Source organism: Halalkalibacterium halodurans (genome assembly GCF_005671335.1).
Lineage (GTDB): Bacteria > Bacillota > Bacilli > Bacillales > Bacillaceae_D > Halalkalibacterium > Halalkalibacterium halodurans.
Window position 1 is genome coordinate 4192997 of the sequence record NZ_CP040441.1, and the last position, 23632, is coordinate 4216628.

21 protein-coding genes and 1 pseudogene are annotated in these 23632 nt (G+C 34.8%); 21 read left to right on the forward strand and 1 reads right to left on the reverse strand.

Annotation, left to right across the window (positions count from 1 at the left end; all coding sequences use genetic code 11):
• The first annotated feature begins 120 nt into the window (after positions 1-120).
• The 15 genes and pseudogenes from FED51_RS20345 to FED51_RS20410 all read left to right on the forward strand — a co-directional run bounded on the left by FED51_RS20345 (position 121) and on the right by FED51_RS20410 (position 17480).
• A complete protein-coding gene (locus FED51_RS20345; RefSeq protein ID WP_138091003.1) occupies positions 121-717 on the forward strand; it encodes a restriction endonuclease subunit S domain-containing protein in 597 nt (198 codons plus the stop codon).
• Positions 714-2243, forward strand: coding sequence for a type I restriction-modification system subunit M (locus FED51_RS20350; RefSeq protein WP_138091006.1), 1530 nt, complete (start codon positions 714-716; stop codon positions 2241-2243). Before FED51_RS20345 ends, FED51_RS20350 begins: the two co-directional genes overlap by 4 nt.
• Before the next feature lie 197 nt (positions 2244-2440).
• The gene (dinD, locus tag FED51_RS20355) at positions 2441-3280 is read left to right on the forward strand and encodes a DNA damage-inducible protein D (protein ID WP_138091009.1); all 840 of its coding nucleotides are present in this window, start codon (positions 2441-2443) and stop codon (positions 3278-3280) included.
• An 86-nt stretch (positions 3281-3366) separates the two neighbouring features.
• The gene (locus FED51_RS20360) at positions 3367-4461 is read left to right on the forward strand and encodes a restriction endonuclease subunit S (protein ID WP_138091012.1); all 1095 of its coding nucleotides are present in this window, start codon (positions 3367-3369) and stop codon (positions 4459-4461) included.
• Positions 4462-4584: 123 nt separating this feature from the next.
• A complete protein-coding gene (locus FED51_RS20365; RefSeq protein WP_010896456.1) occupies positions 4585-5940 on the forward strand; it encodes an IS1182-like element IS656 family transposase in 1356 nt (451 codons plus the stop codon).
• 227 nt (positions 5941-6167) lie between these two features.
• Positions 6168-9269, forward strand: coding sequence for a type I restriction endonuclease subunit R (locus tag FED51_RS20370; protein WP_138091015.1), 3102 nt, complete (start codon positions 6168-6170; stop codon positions 9267-9269).
• A gap of 20 nt (positions 9270-9289) precedes the next feature.
• Complete coding sequence (locus tag FED51_RS20375) at positions 9290-10015, forward strand: M48 family metallopeptidase (protein WP_138091017.1); 726 nt, start codon at positions 9290-9292, stop codon at positions 10013-10015.
• Between the two features lie 103 nt (positions 10016-10118).
• Positions 10119-10706, forward strand: a complete 588-nt coding sequence (locus FED51_RS20380) for an SLATT domain-containing protein (RefSeq protein WP_138091020.1) — start codon at positions 10119-10121, stop codon at positions 10704-10706.
• A 10-nt stretch (positions 10707-10716) separates the two neighbouring features.
• A complete protein-coding gene (locus FED51_RS20385) occupies positions 10717-12066 on the forward strand; it encodes a nucleotide-binding domain-containing protein (protein WP_138091023.1) in 1350 nt (449 codons plus the stop codon).
• Between the two features lie 165 nt (positions 12067-12231).
• Positions 12232-12960 carry a hypothetical protein gene (locus FED51_RS20390; RefSeq protein ID WP_138091026.1) on the forward strand — a complete coding sequence of 243 codons (729 nt, stop codon included), beginning with the start codon at positions 12232-12234 and terminating at the stop codon, positions 12958-12960.
• Positions 12961-13087: 127 nt separating this feature from the next.
• Positions 13088-14632: an IS21-like element IS643 family transposase gene (gene istA / locus FED51_RS20395; RefSeq protein WP_138090185.1), complete on the forward strand. Its 1545-nt coding sequence runs from the start codon at positions 13088-13090 to the stop codon at positions 14630-14632.
• Positions 14632-15396, forward strand: coding sequence for an IS21-like element IS643 family helper ATPase IstB (gene istB / locus FED51_RS20400; RefSeq protein ID WP_010900090.1), 765 nt, complete (start codon positions 14632-14634; stop codon positions 15394-15396). The genes istA and istB overlap by 1 nt, the downstream gene beginning before the upstream one ends.
• 54 nt (positions 15397-15450) lie before the next feature.
• A pseudogene (locus FED51_RS21800) lies at positions 15451-15594 on the forward strand (phage NrS-1 polymerase family protein); the annotation flags it as partial.
• Positions 15595-15702: 108 nt separating this feature from the next.
• Positions 15703-16956 carry a DNA primase family protein gene (locus FED51_RS20405; RefSeq protein WP_420810283.1) on the forward strand — a complete coding sequence of 418 codons (1254 nt, stop codon included), beginning with the start codon at positions 15703-15705 and terminating at the stop codon, positions 16954-16956.
• A 164-nt stretch (positions 16957-17120) separates the two neighbouring features.
• On the forward strand, positions 17121-17480 hold the full coding sequence (locus FED51_RS20410; protein WP_138091032.1) for a hypothetical protein: 360 nt from the start codon (positions 17121-17123) through the stop codon (positions 17478-17480).
• 61 nt (positions 17481-17541) lie between these two features.
• On the opposite strand, the gene FED51_RS20415 is transcribed toward FED51_RS20410, so the two are convergent.
• On the reverse strand, positions 17542-18042 hold the full coding sequence (locus tag FED51_RS20415) for a hypothetical protein (RefSeq protein WP_138091036.1): 501 nt from the start codon (positions 18040-18042) through the stop codon (positions 17542-17544).
• A 210-nt stretch (positions 18043-18252) separates the two neighbouring features.
• Between FED51_RS20415 and FED51_RS20420 the strand changes: the two genes are divergently transcribed.
• The 6 genes from FED51_RS20420 to FED51_RS20445 all read left to right on the forward strand — a co-directional run bounded on the left by FED51_RS20420 (position 18253) and on the right by FED51_RS20445 (position 23598).
• Positions 18253-18543, forward strand: coding sequence for a hypothetical protein (locus FED51_RS20420; RefSeq protein WP_138091039.1), 291 nt, complete (start codon positions 18253-18255; stop codon positions 18541-18543).
• A 17-nt stretch (positions 18544-18560) separates the two neighbouring features.
• Positions 18561-18740: a hypothetical protein gene (locus tag FED51_RS20425; RefSeq protein ID WP_138091042.1), complete on the forward strand. Its 180-nt coding sequence runs from the start codon at positions 18561-18563 to the stop codon at positions 18738-18740.
• A 428-nt stretch (positions 18741-19168) separates the two neighbouring features.
• Complete coding sequence (locus tag FED51_RS20430) at positions 19169-19978, forward strand: abortive infection family protein (protein WP_138091045.1); 810 nt, start codon at positions 19169-19171, stop codon at positions 19976-19978.
• Between the two features lie 69 nt (positions 19979-20047).
• On the forward strand, positions 20048-20956 hold the full coding sequence (locus tag FED51_RS20435; RefSeq protein WP_138091048.1) for a hypothetical protein: 909 nt from the start codon (positions 20048-20050) through the stop codon (positions 20954-20956).
• Positions 20957-21227: 271 nt separating this feature from the next.
• Complete coding sequence (locus tag FED51_RS20440; protein WP_053432384.1) at positions 21228-21935, forward strand: hypothetical protein; 708 nt, start codon at positions 21228-21230, stop codon at positions 21933-21935.
• Positions 21928-23598, forward strand: a complete 1671-nt coding sequence (locus tag FED51_RS20445; protein ID WP_138091051.1) for an ORC-CDC6 family AAA ATPase — start codon at positions 21928-21930, stop codon at positions 23596-23598. Before FED51_RS20440 ends, FED51_RS20445 begins: the two co-directional genes overlap by 8 nt.
• The last annotated feature ends 34 nt before the right edge of the window (positions 23599-23632 follow it).

Consider the following 23632-nt stretch of genomic DNA (forward strand, 5'->3'; position numbering starts at 1 on the left):
TGAAATTGATTCATTTAGGAAAATTTTCTAATAGTTATTGACCACATTACCCAAATTGTTATATATTATATTTAACAATAAAGTTAAATTAAATATTTGACAAAATGGAGGTGAGTTAGGGTGCAACTTGAGCATATTGCAGAAATCAAAACAGGTATAGTATTAACGAGGAAAAAGGCTGATGTTGATTTGAATGTTAAAGCAAAGTATCGTTTGCTTACGTTAAAAAATATCAATGATGACGGTACGTTTAATAATGAGGAATTTGAACTGTTTGAAAGCAACGATATTTTAAGTCCTCATTATTTTACAGAAGAAGGAGATGTCATTATCCGATTAAGTCATCCCAATACAGCTATTTATATTGATGAATCACATTCAGGACTGTTAGTACCATCATACTTTGCTATTATAAAAGTAGACAAAATAAGATGTTTGCCAGCGTATTTAGCTTGGTACTTAAATACAGAAGCTGTAAAGAAAGAATTGGAGCGTTCACAAGCGGGTTCACGAATACCGACAACAAACAAAAATACGCTAAAGGCAATAACAATTCATGACATTCCAATTCAGAGACAAGAGGCACTAATTCAATTACTATTGTTGCATCAGAAAGAGAAGCAACTTTATCAAAAGTTAATAGAAGAAAAGGAAAAGTGGTTTAAATCAATTACAGATAAAATCATTCAAGGAGAAATCAAGGAGGAAGTAAAGTGAGTGAAAAAGTGACGAAAGATCAAATTAACAGTGTACTATGGCAAGCGGCCGATACATTTAGAGGAAAGGTAGATTCCAGTACATATAAAGATTATATACTGACAATGCTGTTCGTCAAGTATCTGAGTGATGCGTATAAGGAGCATTTAGAAGAATATACAAAGCGTTATGATGGTGATGAACAACGCATTCAGCGTGCGTTATCAAGAGAGCGATTTGTGTTAGATGAACAGTCTACATTTGATTACTTGTATAGCAAACGTAATGATGCTGAGATTGGTGAAATCATCAACAAAGCATTGGAGCGGCTTGAGAACGAAAATACAGGCAAACTTCGTGGCGTGTTCCGTAATATTGACTTTAACAGTGAAGCGATTCTTGGGAAAGCAAAAGAACGAAATGCAATGCTCCGTTCTTTATTAGAGGATTTTAATAAGCTTACATTAAAGCCGTCTGTTGTTGGAAATGAAGATGTCATTGGTGATGCTTACCAATACATGATTGAACGTTTTGCAAGTGACGCAGGCAAGAAGGGCGGAGAATTTTACACGCCGTCAATGGCTTCAGAATTGTTAGCACGCCTTGTCAAACCTCAAGAAAATGATCGTATTTATGACCCTACCTGCGGATCTGGCTCTCTTCTTATACGTGTCGCAAACCAAGTGCCGAATAAGAAAGTGGCTATCTATGGTCAAGAACGCAACGGGGCAACACATTCATTAGCATTGATGAATATGTATTTGCATGGGATTGATGATGCAAAAATTGAGTGGGGTGATACATTAGCAAATCCACTTCATTTAGAGGATGGAAAGTTGATGAAATTCCAAGCAATCGTAGCAAATCCGCCATTTTCATTAGATAAGTGGGCAATGGGCTTTGCAGGTGAAGGCAATACGGACAGTAAATTTAAAATGGATGCAAGTTTAGATCCGCATAGACGTTTTGAATGGGGTGTTCCACCAAGTTCTAAAGGGGACTATGCATTTGTTCAACACATGCTTTATTCGTTGGCGGAAAATGGCAGAATGGCAACGATTCTACCGCATGGTGTTCTTTTCCGAGGTGCAAGTGAAGGGAAAATTCGCAAACAAATTATTGAGATGAACTTACTGGATGCTGTAATCGGACTACCAGAAGGGTTGTTTTATGGGACTGGAATCCCTGCTTGTATCCTCGTGTTCAAAAAGAACCGTACTCGCAAAGAAGTGCTTTTTATTGATGCATCAGCGGAAGGCAATTATGAAAAAGGAAAGAACCAAAACCAATTAAGAGAACAGGATATTGCTAAAATTGTAAAAACATATGACAACTGGGAAACAATTGATAAATACTCTTACGTCGCTACAATAGATGAAATTAAGGAAAATGACTATAACTTGAATATTCCTCGCTATGTGGACACATTTGAGGAGGAAGAACCTGTTGATATGGCACAAGTGAAAGAGAATATCGCAAACATCAAACAAGAGCTACAAGAAGTGGAAGCGGAGATGGAGAAATATTTGAAGGAATTAGGGCTGTAATTGCAGAACCCAGTTGTTAAGTATTACTTGACAACTGACGTATTTCATTTTTAACAATTTGTAAAAATAAGAATGTTCAAAATAAAATGACACACAGTCAACTATTCGGTTTTTCCGAATGGTTCAAACTAAAATGCATTGGTATCAACCAACTTGTAAGATTTACTTACAAGTTGGTCAGTAAAGGAGAATGAAAAATGGCTGAAATTGATAAATATAGTGAGAAAACATTTGAACAATACAAACATGTGAATGAGTTTGGAGAGGATTTTTGGTATGCGAGGGATCTTCAACATGTTTTAGACTATGAACAATGGCGAAATTTCTTAAAAGTAATTGAAAAGGCACAAGAGGCTTGTAAGAATAGTGATCAATTGGTTTCAGACCATTTTGCTGAGGTCAGCAAAATGGTAGAGCTTGGTTCAGGTGCAATGAGAAGTATAGATGATTTTGAACTTTCTCGTTATGCATGTTATTTAATTGTACAAAACGCTGATCCCAAAAAAGAAGTTGTAGCATTGGGACAGACGTATTTTGCAGTCCAAACACGTAAACAAGAATTGCAAGAGCGGTTTGAGTCTTTAGATGAAGATAAGAAGCGATTAGCTATTCGTAATGAATTAAAAGAACATAATAAGTCTTTACAAGAAGCGGCCATGCTTGCGGGTGTTGAAACAAATATTGATTATGCAACCTTTCAGAACCATGGGTACAGAGGGTTGTATGGTGGATTGGATGCAAAAGCAATCCACGCTCGAAAAGGGTTGAAAAAGAGTCATAAAATCTTAGATTATATGGGAAGTACAGAACTTGCGGCCAATCTGTTCCGAGCAACACAGACGGATGAAAAATTGCGTAGAGAGAACATTCAAGGAAAGTCGAACGCAAACCGTACCCACTTTGAAGTTGGGGCAAAAGTGAGACAAACCATACAAGAACTGGGTGGGACTATGCCTGAAGATTTACCGACACCTGAGAAAAGTATTAAGCAGATTGAGAAGCACGCACAAAAAAAGAGATTGAAAAGTGAGGAATAAATAGTATGAATAGGGAAGATGCAGGGCAAGAACCAAAATTTATTGAACAATTTCTAAAACAGCTTTAACTTGAGGTGGTGGTAACAATGTATGAAACTGTAGAAGATTATAAAAAAACAAAGTTCGGGTTAATTCCTAATGACTGGATAATAAAAAAGGGTGAAGGTTTATCAACAAAAATAACTAAAGGTGCTTCACCAAAATGGCAAGGTTTTGATTATCAAGACAATGGAATCTTATTTGTTACAAGTGAAAATGTAAGAGAAGGTGTTCTTGATGTTACACAACCAAAGTTCTTGCCAATAGAATTCGGAGAAAAACAAAAAAATAGTAAACTGAAAAAAGGTGATATATTAATAAATATTGTTGGGGCTTCCATAGGGCGTTCTTGTGAATATGACATAGATGTTGAAGCAAATATTAACCAAGCTGTATGTTTATTTAGAACAAAATCTGAAGCAGACAAAAGTTTTATAAAATATTATTTACAAAGTAATAGTGTTAAAAAAAGATTACTTGGTACACAAACAGAATCAGCAAGACCCAATCTATCTTTAACAGACATCAGAGAGTTTGAATTTGTGTTACCAAAAAATGACAAAGAAAAATTAAAAATCGCCTCCATCCTTTCCACTTGGGACAAGGCAATTGAGCTAAAAGAAAAGCTAATCGAGCAGAAAAAAGAACAGAAAAAAGGGTTAATGCAGAAGTTGCTGTCGGGTGAAGTGAGATTGCCTGGGTTTGATGGAGAGTGGAAGGAAGTTCAATTGGGTGCTATAGCGGAAATTTATCAACCTAAAACAATATCGCAAAGTGAAATGATGGAAAGTGGATATCCTGTTTATGGTGCAAATGGACTGATAGGCTATTATGATAAGTTTAACCATGATCAATGGCAAATCATGATTACTTGTCGTGGTTCGACATGTGGCACTGTGAATAGAACCAGTGGAAAAGCATGGATTACAGGAAATGCAATGGTTGTAAATGTAGATAATTCGCCTAATGTAGATAAAGATTTTATGTTCTATCTTTGCTATATACAAAAATATGACCGAATTATTGGCGGTTCTGGACAACCACAAATTACAAAAAAACCTTTAGAAGATTTTCTTGTAACTATTCCTTCGAATATAAACGAACAAAAAGCAATAGCAGAAATTTGTTTATTAGTAGAGTAAATTTCATAAATCTCAGACCTTTTGTTTCAAGGGTTCCTAGGCACAAAAAAGGAAGTACCTCCCCAAATCCAGTATAATGGTAGTCGACGAAAACATCCCAAAAAGACTGGAGGAGTACTTCCTATGACCATTATACGACAAATGAGTTTATTTAGCATGCAAGAATTATATGAGATGGAACCTACCCAACGTTATGACGCGATTTTTTCCGCTATTGATCTGTCTTCCATTGTCCACGAGGTGACGAAAAAATCTCACCTTGGGGCACCAGAAGCATTGAATTATCCAGCGATGGTTATTTCTATATTGATCCGTCTTGTCGAAGGAATTCCAACGATGAAGCACCTAATTAAGCGTTTGAACGAAGACCTAGCCTTTAAGAGAAATTGTGGTTTTCTTGTATCCGATTCAGTTCCATCTGAAGCATCCTATTCTCGACTTTTAACGAAGCTTGAGAACTCTAACATTTTAGCTGAAGTTCAGGAAAAAGTGATCCTCCAAGCGATCGCTGAAGGGTTTATTACCGATGACACGGTAGCGATTGATGCCACACATTTTGAAGCGCGTGATCAGGCTCCACCAAAGGAAGAAAAACCAAAAGAAGAACCTCAAAAACGTGGTCGTAAAACAAAGAAAGAACGTGAACAATGGCTCATCGAACAGGCAGAAAAAGAAGCGAATCTCCCGTTATTCGAAAAGAAAATCGAAGCACAATTAGAAGTCTCATTAGCCCAATTACGTCGGGAGATCCCGCAAGATCCTAAATGGGGTATAAAAAAGAACAGCGAAGGAAAGAACGTCTTCTGGTATGGCTACAAGGGCCATTTAGCCGTTGGAACCTCGAGCCAATATATTCTCCAATCGCTTTTTTCATCGGGAAACTTAAACGATGGCAAAGCCGCGATTCCTCTATTAAAAGGAATCCATGAACGACTACCTTTGAACTCTCTTCGTTATCAAACGATGGATGCTGGTTATGATTTTGAACCCATTTATGAACAGGTCTATCGTATGGGACAACAGTCCGTCATTGCCTACAATAAGCGTAATGAGAGAGAAAGAGTTGGTTTTGACGAGCATTTCGCGCCGACCTGTGTCAGGGAACATTCTTATCGGTACGATAGCTTTGACCCCAAGTACGAAACGTTAAAATATACACGACCGAAAGAGTGTCACGACTGTCCTTTAGCCAATGATGGACTCTGTCAAAAGGTATATAAAGTCAAAATCACGACCGACCTTCGCAAATACACAGCACCTGCGAGAGGTTCAAATGTTTGGAAATCCATCTTTAAACAACGCACCGCAGTTGAACGAGTTAATGCTTATTTAAAAGAGCTTTTTCAACTGAACAATGTTCGACATCGCTCAGGGAAACGAGCCAAAGTTCACTTTGATCTCGTCACCTTAGTTTACAATGCTTCTAAACTCGCTGTTGATCGTATTCGTACTAGCCATCAGCAACAACAAGCTGCTTAAATTTTTAAAAATGAAATTTTATAAATTCTGCCCGTCTCAAAATTTATAAATTAAGCAATTATGAAATTGATTCAGTAGATAAGGAAATCTTACTTATAAAAAAAGAATTAGGCAAAATAAAAAACCAAAAACAAGGTCTCATGCAACTTCTTCTAACTGGAAAAGTCCGAGTGAAGGTATAATTCCTTTACTCCTTTTCCTTTATTCTCAACAATGGAGGTGGAGAAATGTCGATTCCGCAAAATTATGATGAACGTTATATTAGCCAACAACCTGCGATAGAGGTATTGCAAGGCTTAGGGTATGAGTACATAGATGCTGAACGTGCAGAGACAATGCGTGAAAATCTCTATACTGTTTTGCTGAAAACGGTACTGGAAGAGAAACTGAAAGAGTTAAACTCCTATCAGTATAAAGGTGTCACCTACAAGTTTAGCTATACAAATATCCAACAAGCGATACGTGATTTAGACGAGCCGTTGACGAACGGTCTTGTGAAAGCGAATGAAAGCATTTATGAAACGTTGATGTTAGGGAGAACTTATACGGAATTACTACCAGACGGCTCAAAAAAGTCATTTACCATTCAATATATTGATTGGGAGAATGTTGAAAATAATGTATTTCACATTGTAGAAGAATTTTCTGTAGAACGTGTAGACGGCAGGGGTACTGTTCGCCCTGATATTGTGTTATTTGTTAATGGGATTCCTTTTGCTGTCATTGAATGCAAGAAGGCTTCCATTTCAATGGAACAAGGGATTAGCCAAATGATTCGAAATCAAAAAAATGACTACGTTCCTCAACTGTTTAAGTATGTGCAGATGGTGATGGCTACAAATAAAAATGAAACAAAATATGCAACTTGTGCAACACCGAAGAAATTTTGGTCAGTGTGGAAAGAAGAGCATGAGGAATGGTTAGATCATTGGTTAGATCAAACCGTTGCGAACCGTTTGCCAACGATGCAAGACAAAAACATCATTTCCTTATTCCACCCTGAACGACTACTTGAATTGACGTGTTTCTTTACACTGTTTGATAAAGATGTAAAAAAGGTGACACGTTATCAGCAGTATTTTGCGATAAAAGAGATATTAAGTACAATTCAAGATCGAGATGAAAACGGCAATCGACAGAGCGGGGTCATCTGGCACACCCAAGGGTCAGGTAAATCACTCACAATGGTCATGCTTGCTCGTTATATTTTGTCGGAATTAAATGACTACCATCCTAAAATTATTGTCGTAACAGACAGGGTAGAACTGGATAAGCAAATTCACAAAACGTTTAATCACACAAGGTTAAAAGCAAGTAGAGCAACATCTGGAAGCCACTTAGTCTCACTGATTAAAGATGGGAATGCTGATATTGTCACGACATTAGTGCATAAATTTGATACTGCTTCTACTAAACAACAGCCAATTGACTCAAAAGATATCTTTGTACTTGTCGATGAGTCGCACAGAACCCAATATGGAGAATTGCACATTAAAATGAAGAAAGTGTTCCCGAATGCCTGCTACTTAGGATTTACAGGAACACCACTAATGAAAAAAGAGAAAAGCACGATGATCAAATTCGGTAAACTCATCCATAAGTATACAATTGCCGATGGCGTAAAAGATCGTGCAATCGTTCCGTTGTTGTATGAAGGGAAAATGGTTGATCAAACGGTTAACAAAGTAGCGATTGATAACCGATTGTCGATGATTACTCGTCATTTGAATGATAAGCAGAAAGACGAAGTAATGAAAAAATGGAGCCATTTTGAACGAATTGCTTCATCCGATCAACGCATTAGTATGATTGCGTTTGATATTAATGAACATTTTTATCGCAATTACAAAACACAAGGTTCACAGTTTAAAGCAATGCTTGCAACGAACAGCAAAATGGAAGCCATTCGTTATTTGGAAGCTTTTGAAGAGTTGGGCGATTTAAACTGTGCTGTCGTTATCTCTCCACCAGACCAACGAGAAGGTCATGATGCGATAGATGAAGAATCGAATGATAAGATCCAACGCTTTTGGCAACGAATGATGAATCGTTATGGAACGGCTGAAGACTATGAAGATGCCATTAAAGATGAGTTTATTCATGGTGATGATATTGATTTACTTATTGTAGTAGACAAACTACTGACAGGTTTTGATGCTCCAAGGGCTTCGATTTTATATATTGATAAGCCAATGAAAGAACATACGCTACTGCAGGCGATTGCCAGGGTGAATCGTCTGTATGAAGGCAAAGACTACGGTTTAATCATTGATTACCGAGGGCTTTTATCTAAGTTGGATGAAGCTTTACAAATGTATTCAGGAGCAGGCTTAGAAAACTTCGATCCATCTGATTTAAAAGGTGCAATCCATGATGTTATTACTGTGATTGGTTCACTTCGTCAACATCATTCCGACTTACTGCAACTCTTTTCTTCTATTAGAAATAAACAAGATGTAGAAGAGTATGAGGTATTGTTAGAAGACGAGGAAAAAAGAGAAACGTTTTATGATACACTAAGCCAGTTTGGCCGCAACCTTGGTATCGCATTGGAATCTGAACGAATTTATAATGCATTACAACCAGAGGAACTTGCCACATATAAAAAGGACTTGAAGTTTTTCCAAGAACTACGAAAAAGCGTAAAGTTGCGTTATTCGGATACGATTGATCATAAGGAATATGAAGCGAAAATGCAAAAACTAATGGATCAATATATTTCTGCTGAACAAATCATACGTATAACAAACCCAGTTGATATTCTCAATGAAAAGCAGTTTGAAGAGGAACTGGAGCGTTTGGAATCGAAACGGGCTAAAGCAGATGCAATCCGCACCCGTTTAACGAAAAGTGTTCATGCAAAATGGGATGAAAACCCCGCTTATTATAAGAAGTTTTCTGAGCGGATTCAGGAAGTGATCCAGGAGTATAAGGATAAGCGGATTTCCGAGGCTGAATATCTAAATACAATGAAAGATATCATGAACGAATATAGAAAAGGAGAGCCTGTTGATGATTTTCCATCTGTTATTAAAGAGAATAGAGCGGCCCAAGCGTTTTATGGGGTAACAAAAGAGATTATGAATGAAGTAAAAGAGAACACTGTACCTTATGATACGTTAGGAAGTTTGGCATTGAAAATGGATGAAATCATTAGAGAATATACAAAAGTGGATTGGCACGATAACATCCAAGTACACAATAAAATAGCACAAGAATTAGATGATCTATTATATGATTTCTCTAAGGATAATCATATTGATTTGAGCTTGGATCAAGCAGATAAAATCATTGAGCAAATCAAAACGGTAGCATTAAGACGTTATTAGAGTTAGGTTGTGAACACCCCATGGAAAAACATCAAATCAAATACGGGGATAAGTTAATTTCATTTGAGTTAGAAAGAAAAAATGTAAAAAATGTCAATCTAAATATTAAACCAGATATGACGATAACCGTATCAGCAAGTGAAAAAGTACCACTTGACTTTATATATGGTTTTGTTAAAGGAAAAGGAGCTTGGATAACAAAGAATATAAAAGATTTCGAAAGTGTCCAGCCTTATAAGCAAAGTGAAAGGGAATATGTAAGTGGAGAGTCGTATAAATATCTTGGCAAACAATATCGTCTTCGAGTGAGAACCGTAGAGCAGAAGGAAGAGGTAAAATACTTTCGAGGGTTTCTTTATTTATATGTGAAAGCCCAAGATAATTATAGTCGCAAAGCAAAATTGATGGAAGAATGGTATCGAACAAAAGTCAAAAATACTTTTGAAAAGTCGTTAGTAAAAATGTATCCACTTGTAGAGAAATACGGGGTAGCAAAACCTGGTGTAGAATTACGAACGATGAAAGCACGTTGGGGATCGGCTTTAGTAGATACAAATACCATTCTTCTTAATACAGAACTAATTAAAGCACCAAAGCATTGCATTGATTATGTCGTACTTCACGAACTTATTCACTTTAAATATAACGACCATAGCGATAGCTTTTATAAAATGCTGTACTCGCTAATGCCAGATTGGGAGAAACGGAAAGCGATATTGGATGAGGAGATTGTGAGAGAGTTATAATTTACACTTCAATTAAATATCACATACAACTAAGGCGGTTCCTAAAAAATTAATACTTATTTTAGGGACTGCTTTTTTTCTAAAATAAGAGGGGAGGAAGATTGTGAATAAAGAGTATTTGCTACGTAGTTTGGCTGAAAATGGATACAACGTTTTATTTGGTGCAAAAAAGCATTTCGCAACTTATGACATTGTTCAGAAAACACCAGGTCGTTTAGCTTTTTTAACACTATCAGTAGGTATATGGCAAATATATTATCCTGATTTTATTTTTAGTAAGGAACTCTCTGTATTTCTTATAATTCTTGGTATTACTGCTCTAACAATTAGTCAATATAATTCTGAAAAAGAGCAATATAAGGAGCGGGGGAACGAGCTTATTCAAATGCATAATCAATTACGAAATATATATTACTGTATAAAAAGTGATGAAGATGGAAATGTCAATTTATCTGATCAAGAAAGGCAGATGAATGAGATTATGGGCAATTTTTATGACCAAAACATTACCAAACAAATTTTTTTAAGTGATTGGTACGCTCATTATAAGTTTTTTTATCAAAGCCAATATGAATGGATAAATGAACAAAAGCAATTTTCATGGAGAGATAAGTTTCCTGTTTCTTTCAGGTTTGTTGCATTCCTGGTAATCGTATGGATTGTTTTATCAGTATTAAGATATTTTAATTAGGGGGAAAGTAATGTTCTCAGATAAAATCGAGGAATTTATTGATAGCTTACAAATTGAAGATCTGGATGAAGAAACTAAAAGAGTAAAAGAAATAACTAAAAGATTAAATAAATCCTATTATGAAGGTTCTGATAGCGAAGAAGATCACTGTTATATTGTTGGTTCATTAGGGAGAGATACGGCAGTAAAAAGCTTTAGTGATATAGATATGTTGTTTGTATTACCAAAAGAATTAAAAACTAAGTATAGTAATCATCAAGGAAATGGTCAGTCTAAGTTATTGCAAGATGTTAAAAAAGAAATCAAAAAGAAGTATCCTAAGACTGTGGTAAGAGGAGATGGACAAGTAGTCGTAGTTAGTTTTACAAGTTTGAATAAAATAGTTGAGGTTTGCCCTGCTTTTGAAAGAAGTGATGGTGCATTCGATTATCCTGATTCAAACAACGGGGGATCATGGAAAAAAACAGATCCTTTGCCAGAGATTGATGAAAGTTTGGACACAATCACAGAAACAAATCAAAACTTCAAATATATATGTAATTTAGTTAGAGCATGGAAGAATAACGAAGGGTTTAAATTTGGAGGGCTTCTGATTGATACCTTAGTGTATAAATTTTTACAAGAAAATGAGAGTTATAAATCTGCTGGATTTACTGATTACTTACAGTTACTAAAGGATTTATTCAAATATTTAAAGAGTAGGGATAAAAATCAGAAATATTGGTTTGCTTTAGGAAGTAGTCAAAAAGTATATAACAAAAAAGGAACATTTGTTTCAAAAGCTAAAAAAGTATATGAAAAAATTGAGGATTTAACAGAAGAGAGTGAAAACATTTATGATGTAATGAGGGAAATCTTTGGTTCTAATTTCCCTGTTCCAGAGGAGATACAGGAGGCCGCTAATATAGAGAAAAGTGCATTGTATAATAGAAATGTTAGGCAGACAGAGGAGTTTATTGACCAAAAGTTTAATATTGATATACGGTATAACCTTAAAATAGAATGCAACGTTAAACAGAATGGGTTTAGAGATATGTTATTAAGAACAATGCTTGCAAAAGGGACTTATTTAAGTGTCAGTAAACGGTTGGAATTTTTTATAGTTGAAAATGAGTTTGATAGTTTAATACAGGATAGCGAATACAAACTTCATTATGAAGTGTATTGGAAAGTTTTAAATCGAGGAGAAGAAGCAATACGAAGGGATTGTATAAGAGGACAAATTGTTCGGGATGAAGGGAGACATAAAAAAATAGAAACCACTAATTTTAGAGGCGAACATTATGTTGAGTGTTATGTAATCTATAGAAACATTTGTGTTGCAAAAGATCGAATTGAGGTTCCAATTTCGAACAATTAAAGTAATTTAAGAAGGGATCGGTGTGATTGCACTGATCCCTTCATATTTATATTTCAGTAAATAGCAGTTGTAAAAAGCTCAAACACCCTCGAACCGAAATTGCATTTTCAAAGTGTTGACAAGCTGGTATAACTATAATGAGCAATTTTGAAAGGAGGTAATTTTATGTACGAAAACGTACCATTAGAGCTCAAACAAATGAAACAATGGGTTTGCTATCGAGCAATCCAAAAAGGTGAAAGGGTGGCAAAAGTTCCTGTTCATCCTTCAGATGGCAAGGCAATGGATATAAATAATAAGGAAAATTGGTTTACTTTTGCTGAAGTAGTCCAAGAGATCATAAATGGAAATGAGCATGTATCAGGCATTGGGTTTGTTTTTTCCGAATCAGATCCTTATGTTGGCATTGACTTAGATTATTGTGCTGATGAGAAAGGTAACCTCTCCTCACTTGCACAAGATGTCATTTCAATGTTTGAAGGTAAGGCATATATCGAGTTTTCACCGAGCGGAAAAGGAATTCATGTCATTACAAAAGGAAGGAAACCAGATGGTTCCTCTAAAAACTCAGAATTAGGAGTTGAAATGTATGATAAGAAACGCTATTTTACAGTCACAGGTAATCAAATCAGCTCTGCTGCAATTCTTTTTGATTGCCAAAAAGAATTGCAGGCTATTTATGAAAAATATCTAATAAAAAAGGAGGATGATACACGTATGACAACAATGACAAAAAATAAAAAAGCAAGCCACACACTGACAGAAGATCAATTATTAGACATCATGTTTTCAAGAAAAGGTGGTGATCGATTAAGAAGCATATTTGATGGCAATTGGGAAAGTTACTATTCATCTCAAAGTGAAGCAGATTTAGCCTTGTGTAATGCCTTGTAAACGCTAGAATGAAGTTGACAGTTTTTGCTCGATAAGATTTTACACTTTTGCTCAATCAACCTACTACTTTAGTAAAATAGATAGTAATGTTATTTTACTGGGGGTTAGGGTTTTGGAGGAGAAGTTAGTGTTATATGTAAAGATCCATGAATTACGTAAGAGAAAGTTTAAAGTAGCACAAATCGCTAAGGAGCTGAAAGTTTCAAGACCGACTGTCTATAAGTATTTAGACATGACATTTGATGAAGCAAAAGCATACACTGAACACCCTTTGGGGAAGAAGAGAAAACTAGATCCCTACAAAGACTGGATACTTGCTTGGCTAGAAGAATACCCTCATCTAAGTAGTGCTCAAATTCATGATTGGCTTTTGGAGAGATACCCCGATCTTGTCGTCGGTGGAAGTACGGTGAGAACGTATGTGAAAGATATTCGTGAGGTTTATCAGATTGAGAAGAAGGCCATGGTCCGTCAATATGAAGCCGTTCCTGAACAACCAATGGGTAAACAACTTCAGGTAGACTGGGGTGAGACAAAACAGAAAACGACAGACAACAAAGAAATCAAGCTCTATTTCATTGCCTTTGTCCTCGCTCATTCCAGGCAGAAATATATGGAATGGCAGGCGCGTCCTTTTACGACAAGAGACGCGATTCGTTGTCATGAACATGCCTTTCAGTTCTATGGAGGACGAACAGAAGAAATTGTTTATGATCAGGATCACTTAATCGCAGTGAGTGAGAATGCTGGACAACTGCTTTTAACAACGGAGTTCCAACATTATGTGAATGAACGTGAGTTTAACGTTCACTTGTGCCGAAAAGCCGATCCGGAATCTAAGGGCATGATTGAGAATGTAGTGAAATACATAAAGGGCAACTTCGCAGACAGTCGAGTGTTTAGCGATATAGAAGATTGGAATAGTCGAGCACTACAATGGCTTCAGCGTACCGGGAATCATCAGGTTCATCAAACAACGAAAAAAAGACCAGCAGAAGTGTTTCTCCTTGAAAAGCAACACTTACTGCCAGTCTCTTCGTTACTTTCATATGAAAGTACCCATAACCAAAGTATAACAAGAATTGTAAGCAAGGACAACACCATCCGGTACAAGTCAAACCGTTATTCTGTTCCCCTAGGGACGTATCAAACAATGAGTGAGAATCTTGTCTGGATTGAAGTGAAAGACGAAGGTCAAAAGACGCTCGTCATTCGCAGAGAAGCAAAAGGTGAAGTCATTGCCGAGCATCTTGTGAGCTCAGAAAAAGGAAAACTCATTCAAAATCGCCATCACACTCGAGATCGCTCCAAAGGGGTTGAAGAGCTTAAGCAACGCCTCGTCTCTTGCTTTGAAGATCAAGGTCAGGCAGCTGCTTATTTAGATGAGATCAGCCAAAGATACCCGAGGTATCGTCGAGATCAATTTGCGATCCTCTATAAGATCATTCAACAGTATCCAGCATTCATTGATACTGTTTTGACAAAGTGCATGGCAGAGAAACTATATCATGCGAATGATTTTCGTGATATTGCTCATCACCTTCATACATTGCGAGATGAACCGATTGAAGAGGGACAACCCTTTTATACTAGCTCACCAAAGCATTCTCATATCAAAGCATCTACCCGTTCTCTACTTGCCTATACCAGCATTTTAGGAGGTAGAGCATGATGAACAAGACTGTGCATGAATTACAAGATCAATTTCGTCAGTTACGTTTAGCAGAGACGGCGGAGGAGCTGCCACAGCTTCTTCGCGAAGCTGAAAAAGCATCATGGACCTACCTGGAATTTTTAGAATCGATCACTCGATATGAATTAGCAAAACGTGAAGCAAAAAGCCTCGAGAAAAGAATGAAATGGGCGCGCTTCCCTTTCGTGAAGTCGTTAGATGAGTTTGAACTGAAAGGACAAAACGTTCTGACGGCTCGTCAGCTTTCTCAACTCCGAGAATTAAGCTGGCTAGAGCAGCAGTACAATTTAATCCTTCTGGGTCCCCCTGGTATAGGTAAAACACATATCGCCATTGGATTAGGACTGGAAGCTGTGTATAGAGGATTCCATGTTTACTTCGCTACAATGGGTGAGCTTGTGCAGCTTTTAAAGTCAGAAGAATACCTGAATAAATCTAAAGTTCAGCTTAAAAGAATTAGAAATGCCGACCTTGTGATTATCGATGATTTAATGTATATGGCGATGGATCAGAGAGAAGCAAACTTGTTTTTTCATTTGATTAACCATTTATACGAACGAAGTTCGATCATCCTGACTTCAAATAAGAGTCCAGAAGAATGGGGTCATTTAATTGGAGATCAAGGAATCACAACAGCTATTTTAGATCGCTTACTTCATCGGGTGGAAGTCATCCATGGTGGAGAGAATGAGGAAAGTCATCGCATGAAAAACCGGAAAAGCATTTTTTCAGCAGAAGTGTAAAAAGGAAACGAGCAAAAAGTGTAAAATTCGACTTGACGTCTACATGCCTTAGCGTTTTATACAGCAAAGGATGCAAATGAAATGGATAGGCTATTCCGAAAGTCAGGATTATTTAGAGTAAAGTGGGATCAAATTCATTTTTCAGATGGAAGATCCTATGGTGATTCTGTAATCGAAAAAGCAATAGCTGATACCACTATTGTATTCGAAAAAAGAGAATCAATAACTTCTCCGACTATAAGTAAAGAGGAAAGAAAATTGCCAAATGAAAGTCTATATCCTTGGTACGAGAAAACTCAGACTTCCATGCGATTTAAGCCAGGTGTATTAGCAAAACACTTAGCAGAAACTACTAACTTTGTTTACTCAAGTGAACGTTTTTTCAAGTACGAAAATGGAGTATACAAAGAGGTTAGTAATTTAAAGATGCAGAGCTTTATCCAGAAACATCTAATTGAAGAATATAGTAAAAGCCATCATATTCACGACACACTCGAACAATGGAAAAACCGAATCATTTACGAAGGGGATTTATTAGACAATCCTCAGTTGATGAACATGATTAACTTCCAAAATGGAATGTTTGATTTGAATACTAAATCCCTTATTCCTCACTCCCCACTTTTCTACACTGCAGTTCAAATCAATGCAGAATATAATCCCTCAGCAGACTGTCCTCGGTTTAAAAAATTTATCGAAAATTCCCTCGAACCTAATGATGCCCTAATAGCTCAAGAGATAATGGGTTATCTCTTAATTCCTTTAACGGTTGCAGAAAAAGCATTTATCCTCTATGGACCTGGGCGATCGGGTAAGTCAACTTTCCTAAAAGTAATTGAACAAATTTTAGGGAAAGAACAGATAAGTAATGTACCGTTGCAAGATCTATCCCAACGATTTAAAGCAAGTTTACTGCTTGGAAAATTAGCAAATATTTATGCAGATCTACCAAACAAAAGCATCCAAGATACAGGAGTTTTTAAAACGCTTGTTTCTGGAGATACCATTGTTGCTGAAGAGAAGTTTGGCAAGCCTTTTTCATTCTCAAACAGAGCAAGACTTATATTCTCTTGTAATGAGCTGCCATCAAATTATGTAGACCGCTCCGATGGTTTTTACCGCAGGTTAATTATCCTTCCGTTTTTACGCCAAGTACCCGAAGATCAAATTGATCCATTCTTGCTACAAAAGTTCCAGCAAGAGCAAGATGGCATAGTCCAATGGGCACTCCAAGGTTTGTTTCGCTTAATCGCAAATAAATTTCAATTCACAAAGAGTGAATCTAATAAAACATTACTTGATGAGTATCGTAAGCAATCTAATAACGTAATTTGGTTTGTAGAAGAGCATTGCGAACTCATTCCAAATGAAATTGAGTATAGTAGTGTGCTTTATCAACATTATAAGCGAATGTGCTTGGAGAATGGATTACAACCAATCTCGCAGACCAAATTCAACAAATCGTTGGAAAATGATTATCCTGCACAACTTCTAAGAACCGAAGAGTCAAAATCGAAAAGAGTCATTTTTAAAGGAATAAAGATTCGTAGAAATGTTTAACAGACAACCACGAGGAGGGGGGAACGGGGAAAAGAAATGGTTTTTTGAATCTAATAAAAATTCTTTGCAAAAATATAGATATAAAGTTTATAAGAATGGATGGAACCCTTTGAATTCCCCCTCCTGTAGTTGTGAAAAAATTTATAAAATGAGGAGGAATAAATATGAATAGAAAAAAACTACTAAAGAAAGCGTTAATTAAATATGGGAAATTGGATTTTAAACCTATCTATAAGGAGAGGCAAACATTAGGTATATTGGGCATTATGTATCAGTACCCAGATGAGTATGAATACTTTTATGACGAGCAAGGCAATATTTTAAAAGGTTTCTTCTTGGGTAAGAAGTTTGTTCGACAAATCAATTTTTATGGACATGAACGGATTGAAAAAGAACTATTTCTATTAGAAAACCGAGAGTTTGTTGTGTTTGAAAGACGAGAGGTCTGGACTAATATTGAAAGTGGCAAAACAGTAGTTCGAAAAATTGCTGAAAATCAGTCAATCAAATGGTTTCATTTATAAGGGAATAGTAAAAAAAGGCAGTTTGGTAATAAGTTATTACTTACAAACTGCCCTTTCTTTATTATTTTTGTGAATATCGATCGATAAAATTGAGGAGAAGTTGAGCGATTATATCTTGAATTTTTAAATGGGGAAATTGTTCTTCGCACGTTTTGACAAACTGTTTATATAAATCGTCAGCCATGCGGAAGTTTTTTGTAGCTATTTTAGAGGAAGAGCGGAAGATACGCTTGTCTAATATGAAGTCATCATTGTTTTTGTGACACTCAATTAGATTCTTTAAGATCATGAAGTTTTCTCGAATAAAATTGAGCTCTGGAATTGTATGATCATCATTGGGATGCTCAATAATTTGGTTCTCATCCCGCACGAATTTGTAATACTGATTGTCCCGTTTGATAAACACATAATCGTCTTCTTGCATTAACTTTGTAAAGGTAGAGTAGTTGATACCGATTATATCTGCTACTTTTTGTAAATCTGTACTATCCTTTTTTAGTAGTTCATTAACAATTCTCACTCTTTCTTTGCTACTAATTGTGTAGAATTTGTCTTTGTTCATCTGTACACCTCCTAAAATTTTTTGATGATATATTATAGTAGTTTGATAGAGAATTATTCAATTCTCCCTTGATAAATCAAGGTTTTAACGGGTTGCATATAGGCAATAGGGAACTATCGTTGACAATAGTAAATATATTCCATTTATTTTCGTTTACATTGAACTTTTCTCATTGTACTCTTAGTTCAAATAGGAAAAGGAGAGTGTTGTATGAGTGAAGAAGCAAAACTAAAATCACATTCAAATTGTTTGCAAAGATTATTATTTGATAGCCCAGAAGTAAAAGAAGTAGAAGAAAAACTTGATCAAATAGTTGACATAGCAGATAGTTTATTAAAATTATTGATTGATAAGGAATCAGGATATACTTCTTTTGGGTATATTATTAGATATGATAAAGACGTATTGCCTTTTATAGACAAATATTCTAACAAAGAGAAAGTGAGGATAATAAACGAGGCATTGAAACAATACTTTGAAATACAGGAAAGTATAAAATAAATTAAAAAGTGGTGACTATGGATAAGCGAAGTGACGAATCTTTTGATGATAAATTTCCTAATGGGATATTTGCCGTTCCAAAAGATAGCAGAGTAAAAGTAAGAAAATTATTTGAGTATTGTCAGGAAAAAGGTATTACTCCAGATAAGTTATCGGAAAAGGAAATAGAGAAATTCTTAGATAGAAAAAGTAAATAGATAATAAATTAGCATTGGGAAATTGTAACCGTTAAGTGATTTTGAACACTTTCTGCTAAGTAAGAATGAACACTTAATTGGAAATTGAGCGTGGCATTGTCACTTTACATGGAGCCTCTACGGGCATGATTATGAGCCGAGAAGCCAATTGCACCAATTCATTCGGCTCATTCTTGATAGGCTACCATGCCCGCCTCTCCAAATAAAGTGCTCGTTTCTACTGGAAAATAGTGTTCAATTTTATCGAGCAAAATCTGTTCAATCTTTTCTGACGGTTACAGAAATCCCTTGCTTTTTTTGTGTGTAATTTAAGATACCTGTTCCACTACCAAATATATACAAGGAAATATATAATAGAAATAGTCATACCGAACTATTAAATCATCCAAAGATATTTTTTATTAACTTAATATTACCTGGAGGATAAAATGGAATTAAAAATGTCAGAAATATTAACGGTTGTTAGTTATATTGGAGTGAATAATGGTTATTTAGGTAACTTTTCTTATAGTAGTCATGCCGAATTTTATCCTTTATATTGTGACTTAGAAATAAATCCTTATGATTATGAGGGGACAACAAGAGAGAAATTTATAAAAATATTGTTGAATGCTAATACTAATGATCAAGTAAAAATTCTACGTGGAGTAATTGAAAAGTATCCAATAGAATATTTTGAGGATTTAGACTATGAGGAAAAAGAACTTAAACAGAAAAGAAGACTATTTGACCGCATAAATGTGTATATTCAAAGACTTGAAAAGAGTGGTTTTATAGATGTCCCCAAGTTACATATAACAGCTAATTTTGTTGAAGAAGCATTGAAACAAGCTGAAACGCTATTAAAAGAGCATGATTCTTATAGTGCATTAGATCGTATGCATACAGCACTACATGCATTTCTATTACATATATGTAAAGACGAAAAAATAATATTTGAAAGTAGTGAACCTAAAATACAAGATGTATTTAGTAAATTAAGAAAAGAACATCCTGCATTTAAAAATAACCAACCTTATGTTACACCAGTGAATCAGATGTTAACAAGCATTGGAAAACTCCTCGAAAACCTAAACGAAATTAGAAATAACCGAAGTATGGCTCACCCCAACGAAGAATTTCTCCCAGAAGAAGAAGCCCAATTTGTAATTAACTCAGCTCGGATAATATTAAAATATATTGATAGTAAGGTAAAAACCAAAATAGAGTTTAGAGACAGCAAGAAGATAGAGGTCTAATAATAAATTAAACAGTTGGATCGATTGAAACAATATCGGTATTATTTCTTTCTGAAAGTGATGATTTAGGTGAAAAAATTTAAGAAGCTAAAGTATTTTATTCGTTGTTTACTGTTTTTTATACGTTTGAGGCTGTTACCAACAATAATAACAATAATCCTTTTGACATTGAGTTTATTTTTTAGCAGTGCAGATAGACAATTAGTAGACCCAATTTTAAGGAAAATAGCAGTCGTTGATATTCCATACTTTAATTTTACTTATAATGGCTTTACAAGAGTATTAGAAACTTTCTCATTAAGTGTTCTATTTTTATATGTAAATATATTATTCGCTACAATTAGCAAGAATTTAAGAAAAATTGAAGCCTACAAAGATTGTTTGAGTGAATGTATCTTTTCTTTTTACTCATATTTTGGAAGTTACTATAAAATGGATTATAAAAATCTAAATAAAGAACTTCAAAGACAAGATTTTGACTACTATTGTAAAGTAAAGTCTAATGATTCTATCAACCATGATTATGAACTATTAGAAGGAAGGAATATGTTGTTAAAAGAAGGAGGCATTGTTAGCTTATATACCAAAGATATATACTTTGAAATAATACCTACAAGCTTTGCTAAATATAGACATTTAAAGAAGTACCTCGAAGAATTAAAAGCGAATTTGGATAAGCTATCATTTTATCCATTAAATGAAGAAATAATGTATTTTAGTAAGGTTCTTTCAACAAATTTAACTGAAGAAATAGATAGTATGATTCAACCAAGTGAAAGAGCATTTATACTTAATCCTAATATTGTAATGGTTGATATGGAAGACAAGAGTTACTACTATATAAAATCATATAACTTGCCTAATTATGAGATGTATAAAATGTTCCAACTAATAAAATCAGAATACCTTCTAATTCCTATTAACCCAGAGAGTGATAAAGCTCATCTTGGATTACATAAAATGCTAAATTTAAAATGAAATTTATAGATACAGAAAGAGACGAGAAAAACTTCTCGCCTCTGGCTTTTTGCCTCTTAAACAAACACGCTGAACCGTATCATAAATAAAGGTAAACTATTAAGTGACTCAAGCATGCTACTTTTACGGGGTTCTTCCCCTCTAACAAATAAAATTCATATTATTTATTATTCAACTGTCAAACAGAAAAAATAACATGAAATTAAGCAAAAACAAGTATTTTGTGATTATTTGTCAAAATGTATAATATAATTTAATAAAGGAGTTATATATGGAAGGTACAGTATTGAAACAAGTAATTACTGACAGCGCTGAAGAATTAGCCTCTAATGTAAAAAGTCATATGGAAGAATGTACTTCAGAATTAACAGAAATGTTAAATCATCTTAGTCTATTAAATAGTTGGACAGACTACCTTAGTAGATTCGAGACAAATATTATCCTAAAGGAAGTAGTTTATGACTTACTTTCTTCAGTATATATAAGTACAAATGGTATGTATAGGAATGCATATTCTAGTTTAAGAAGTGCAATTGAATTAGGAATAGGTTTTGTTTATTTCACTGACCATAATTATGATTTTCTAAAGTGGAAGCAGAATAAATTTGATTTATCCTGGAGCCTATTAAATTCAGAAAGCATAGGTGTACTTAATAAAAGTTATTTAACTTTGTTTTTCTCTGAATTTAACTATGAACCATATATAGAAAAAGTGAAGGAACTATACAGAGAATGCTCAGAATTTACCCACGGAAAGTTTAATTATATGCAGACTATTGAATCTTCGAAGATTGCTTTTGATAAGAGTAAATTTATTGAATGGGCAAAAATGTATGTGGAAGTTATTCGAAACTTAGTAATTATCCTCCGTGTAAGGTTTTCTAATGAATTAACTTCTTTTGGACAAGAAGATAATATTGATTTTATGAATGAGATTTTTATAAATTGTGACCATAGGGAGTTGAAAATAAATGAGTAATGTGTTAAATGATGAGTTTATTTACAGGACTGAGGATCTAAAAGATAGCCAGTTAGATGAAGTATTCGTAGAATCAAAGATGGATAGAGAGAATATTGATTTTTTGAAATCTCGTACTCCAGCCTTATTAGTTGGAAGTCGTGGTACAGGGAAAACAATGTTACTGAAAATCGCTGAGAAGGAACTGGATTCAACTTTTGAAGATGATAGGGTACTAAGTATTTTCGTCAGTTTTAAAAAAGCCATATTTTTAAATACTATTGAAGATATAAAGTATTTTCGTCAGTGGATGCTTGCAAAGATTTCATTTAAATTAAAACGCAAGCTAGAGAAAAAAGGATTATTAACAAATAATGAGCTTTTCGGAAGATATTTTAATGTAGATGTAAGCAATCAGAATTTAATCGACACTTTAAGTCAATTTACTAAGCTTTTAGAGAAAGCTTCGAAAAGAACAGTTGATTTTAATAGTGAGGTTAGCCATATTTTTGGGCGGGAAACAGAAGACATTGAGCTCTTAAATGAATTAGATTACTTTCATGCATTAATTGAAGATTTGTGTGAAGAATTAGAAATTGAAAGGATAGTTTTATTATTTGATGAAGCATGTCATAACTTCATTCCATTGCAACAAAGGGAATTTTTCACTTTATTCCGAGATTTAAGGTCTGCATATATATGCTGTAAAGCTGCCGTGTACCCAGGTATATCGTCATTTGGAACATTCCAACAATTCCATGATGCTACGGTTAGAAAAGTGGAAAGAGACCTTTTAGAGGATGAATATGTTGATTATATGAGAGACATAATTAAAAAACAAACAGATGCTGAAGTATATGAAAAATTTGAAAAACAAGGCCAGTTACTCGACTTTTTAATTTATTCAGCTTCTGGAAATCCGAGATTACTACTAAAAAGTATTTATTTAGCAAGTAATGGATTTAAGAAGTTAACTAGTAGTAGAGTAAATGAAACTATTAAAAGCTTTTATCGTTCACAAATTTGGAATGAACATACAAAATTAGGTGATATTTATAGTGGGCATAAAAATTTAATAGATTGGGGAAGAGAATTTATCGAAACTGTAGTTTTACCTGATACTAGCGAAAAAAACGACACAAGATTGGGAAAGGGAGTTAATCAACAAACAATATTCTTTGCGATACACAGGGATGCTCCAGAAACAGTCAAACAAGCCATTAGGATTTTAGAGTATTCAGGTATTGTATCATTGCATACAGAAGGTACAAAAGTAAGAAGGGGAATTTTCGACAGATACCAAGTGAATTTAGGTATTGCTTTAAGTTATTACCAAACCCCAACTGAAAGAGCAGCTAATTTGATTAAGGGGTTGTCTATAAAACTTTATACAGATTATGGTCAAAACTCTCCATCCTATAGTAATCTAGAGAAGCTGAATATAATCACAGAGGATACAGATTTTAAAGATGTTATTGACAAGGTTCTAAATTTATCGATTGAAAATTTAGATATAACGGAATTTCAAAAGAACACTATTAAGAGTGCTGGTTTTAATACATTGCGTGATATCCTTGAAGGAGAAGAATCTGATTTACAAAAAGCAAGGTTGATTGGAAAAAAAAGGGCTAGAGTTATCTGGAATATCGCTTACAACGCAACAGTTGAATATTTCTCGGGCTAATAAAGGAGAGGTTTATCCACTGATAACGAAGAAA

Bases quoted from the DNA above. Each gene is read 5' to 3' on its own strand.
- dinD (WP_138091009.1), top strand. From the start codon at position 2,441: ATGGCTGAAATTGATAAATATAGTGAGAAAACATTTGAACAATACAAA.
- FED51_RS20360 (WP_138091012.1), top strand. From the start codon at position 3,367: ATGTATGAAACTGTAGAAGATTATAAAAAAACAAAGTTCGGGTTAATT.
- FED51_RS20365 (WP_010896456.1), top strand. From the start codon at position 4,585: ATGACCATTATACGACAAATGAGTTTATTTAGCATGCAAGAATTATAT.
- FED51_RS20370 (WP_138091015.1), top strand. From the start codon at position 6,168: ATGTCGATTCCGCAAAATTATGATGAACGTTATATTAGCCAACAACCT.
- FED51_RS20375 (WP_138091017.1), top strand. From the start codon at position 9,290: ATGGAAAAACATCAAATCAAATACGGGGATAAGTTAATTTCATTTGAG.
- FED51_RS20385 (WP_138091023.1), top strand. From the start codon at position 10,717: ATGTTCTCAGATAAAATCGAGGAATTTATTGATAGCTTACAAATTGAA.
- FED51_RS20390 (WP_138091026.1), top strand. From the start codon at position 12,232: ATGTACGAAAACGTACCATTAGAGCTCAAACAAATGAAACAATGGGTT.
- istB (WP_010900090.1), top strand. From the start codon at position 14,632: ATGAACAAGACTGTGCATGAATTACAAGATCAATTTCGTCAGTTACGT.
- FED51_RS20405 (WP_420810283.1), top strand. From the start codon at position 15,703: ATGCGATTTAAGCCAGGTGTATTAGCAAAACACTTAGCAGAAACTACT.
- FED51_RS20410 (WP_138091032.1), top strand. From the start codon at position 17,121: ATGAATAGAAAAAAACTACTAAAGAAAGCGTTAATTAAATATGGGAAA.
- FED51_RS20415 (WP_138091036.1), bottom strand. From the start codon at position 18,042: ATGAACAAAGACAAATTCTACACAATTAGTAGCAAAGAAAGAGTGAGA.
- FED51_RS20420 (WP_138091039.1), top strand. From the start codon at position 18,253: ATGAGTGAAGAAGCAAAACTAAAATCACATTCAAATTGTTTGCAAAGA.
- FED51_RS20425 (WP_138091042.1), top strand. From the start codon at position 18,561: ATGGATAAGCGAAGTGACGAATCTTTTGATGATAAATTTCCTAATGGG.
- FED51_RS20430 (WP_138091045.1), top strand. From the start codon at position 19,169: ATGGAATTAAAAATGTCAGAAATATTAACGGTTGTTAGTTATATTGGA.
- FED51_RS20440 (WP_053432384.1), top strand. From the start codon at position 21,228: ATGGAAGGTACAGTATTGAAACAAGTAATTACTGACAGCGCTGAAGAA.
- FED51_RS20445 (WP_138091051.1), top strand. From the start codon at position 21,928: ATGAGTAATGTGTTAAATGATGAGTTTATTTACAGGACTGAGGATCTA.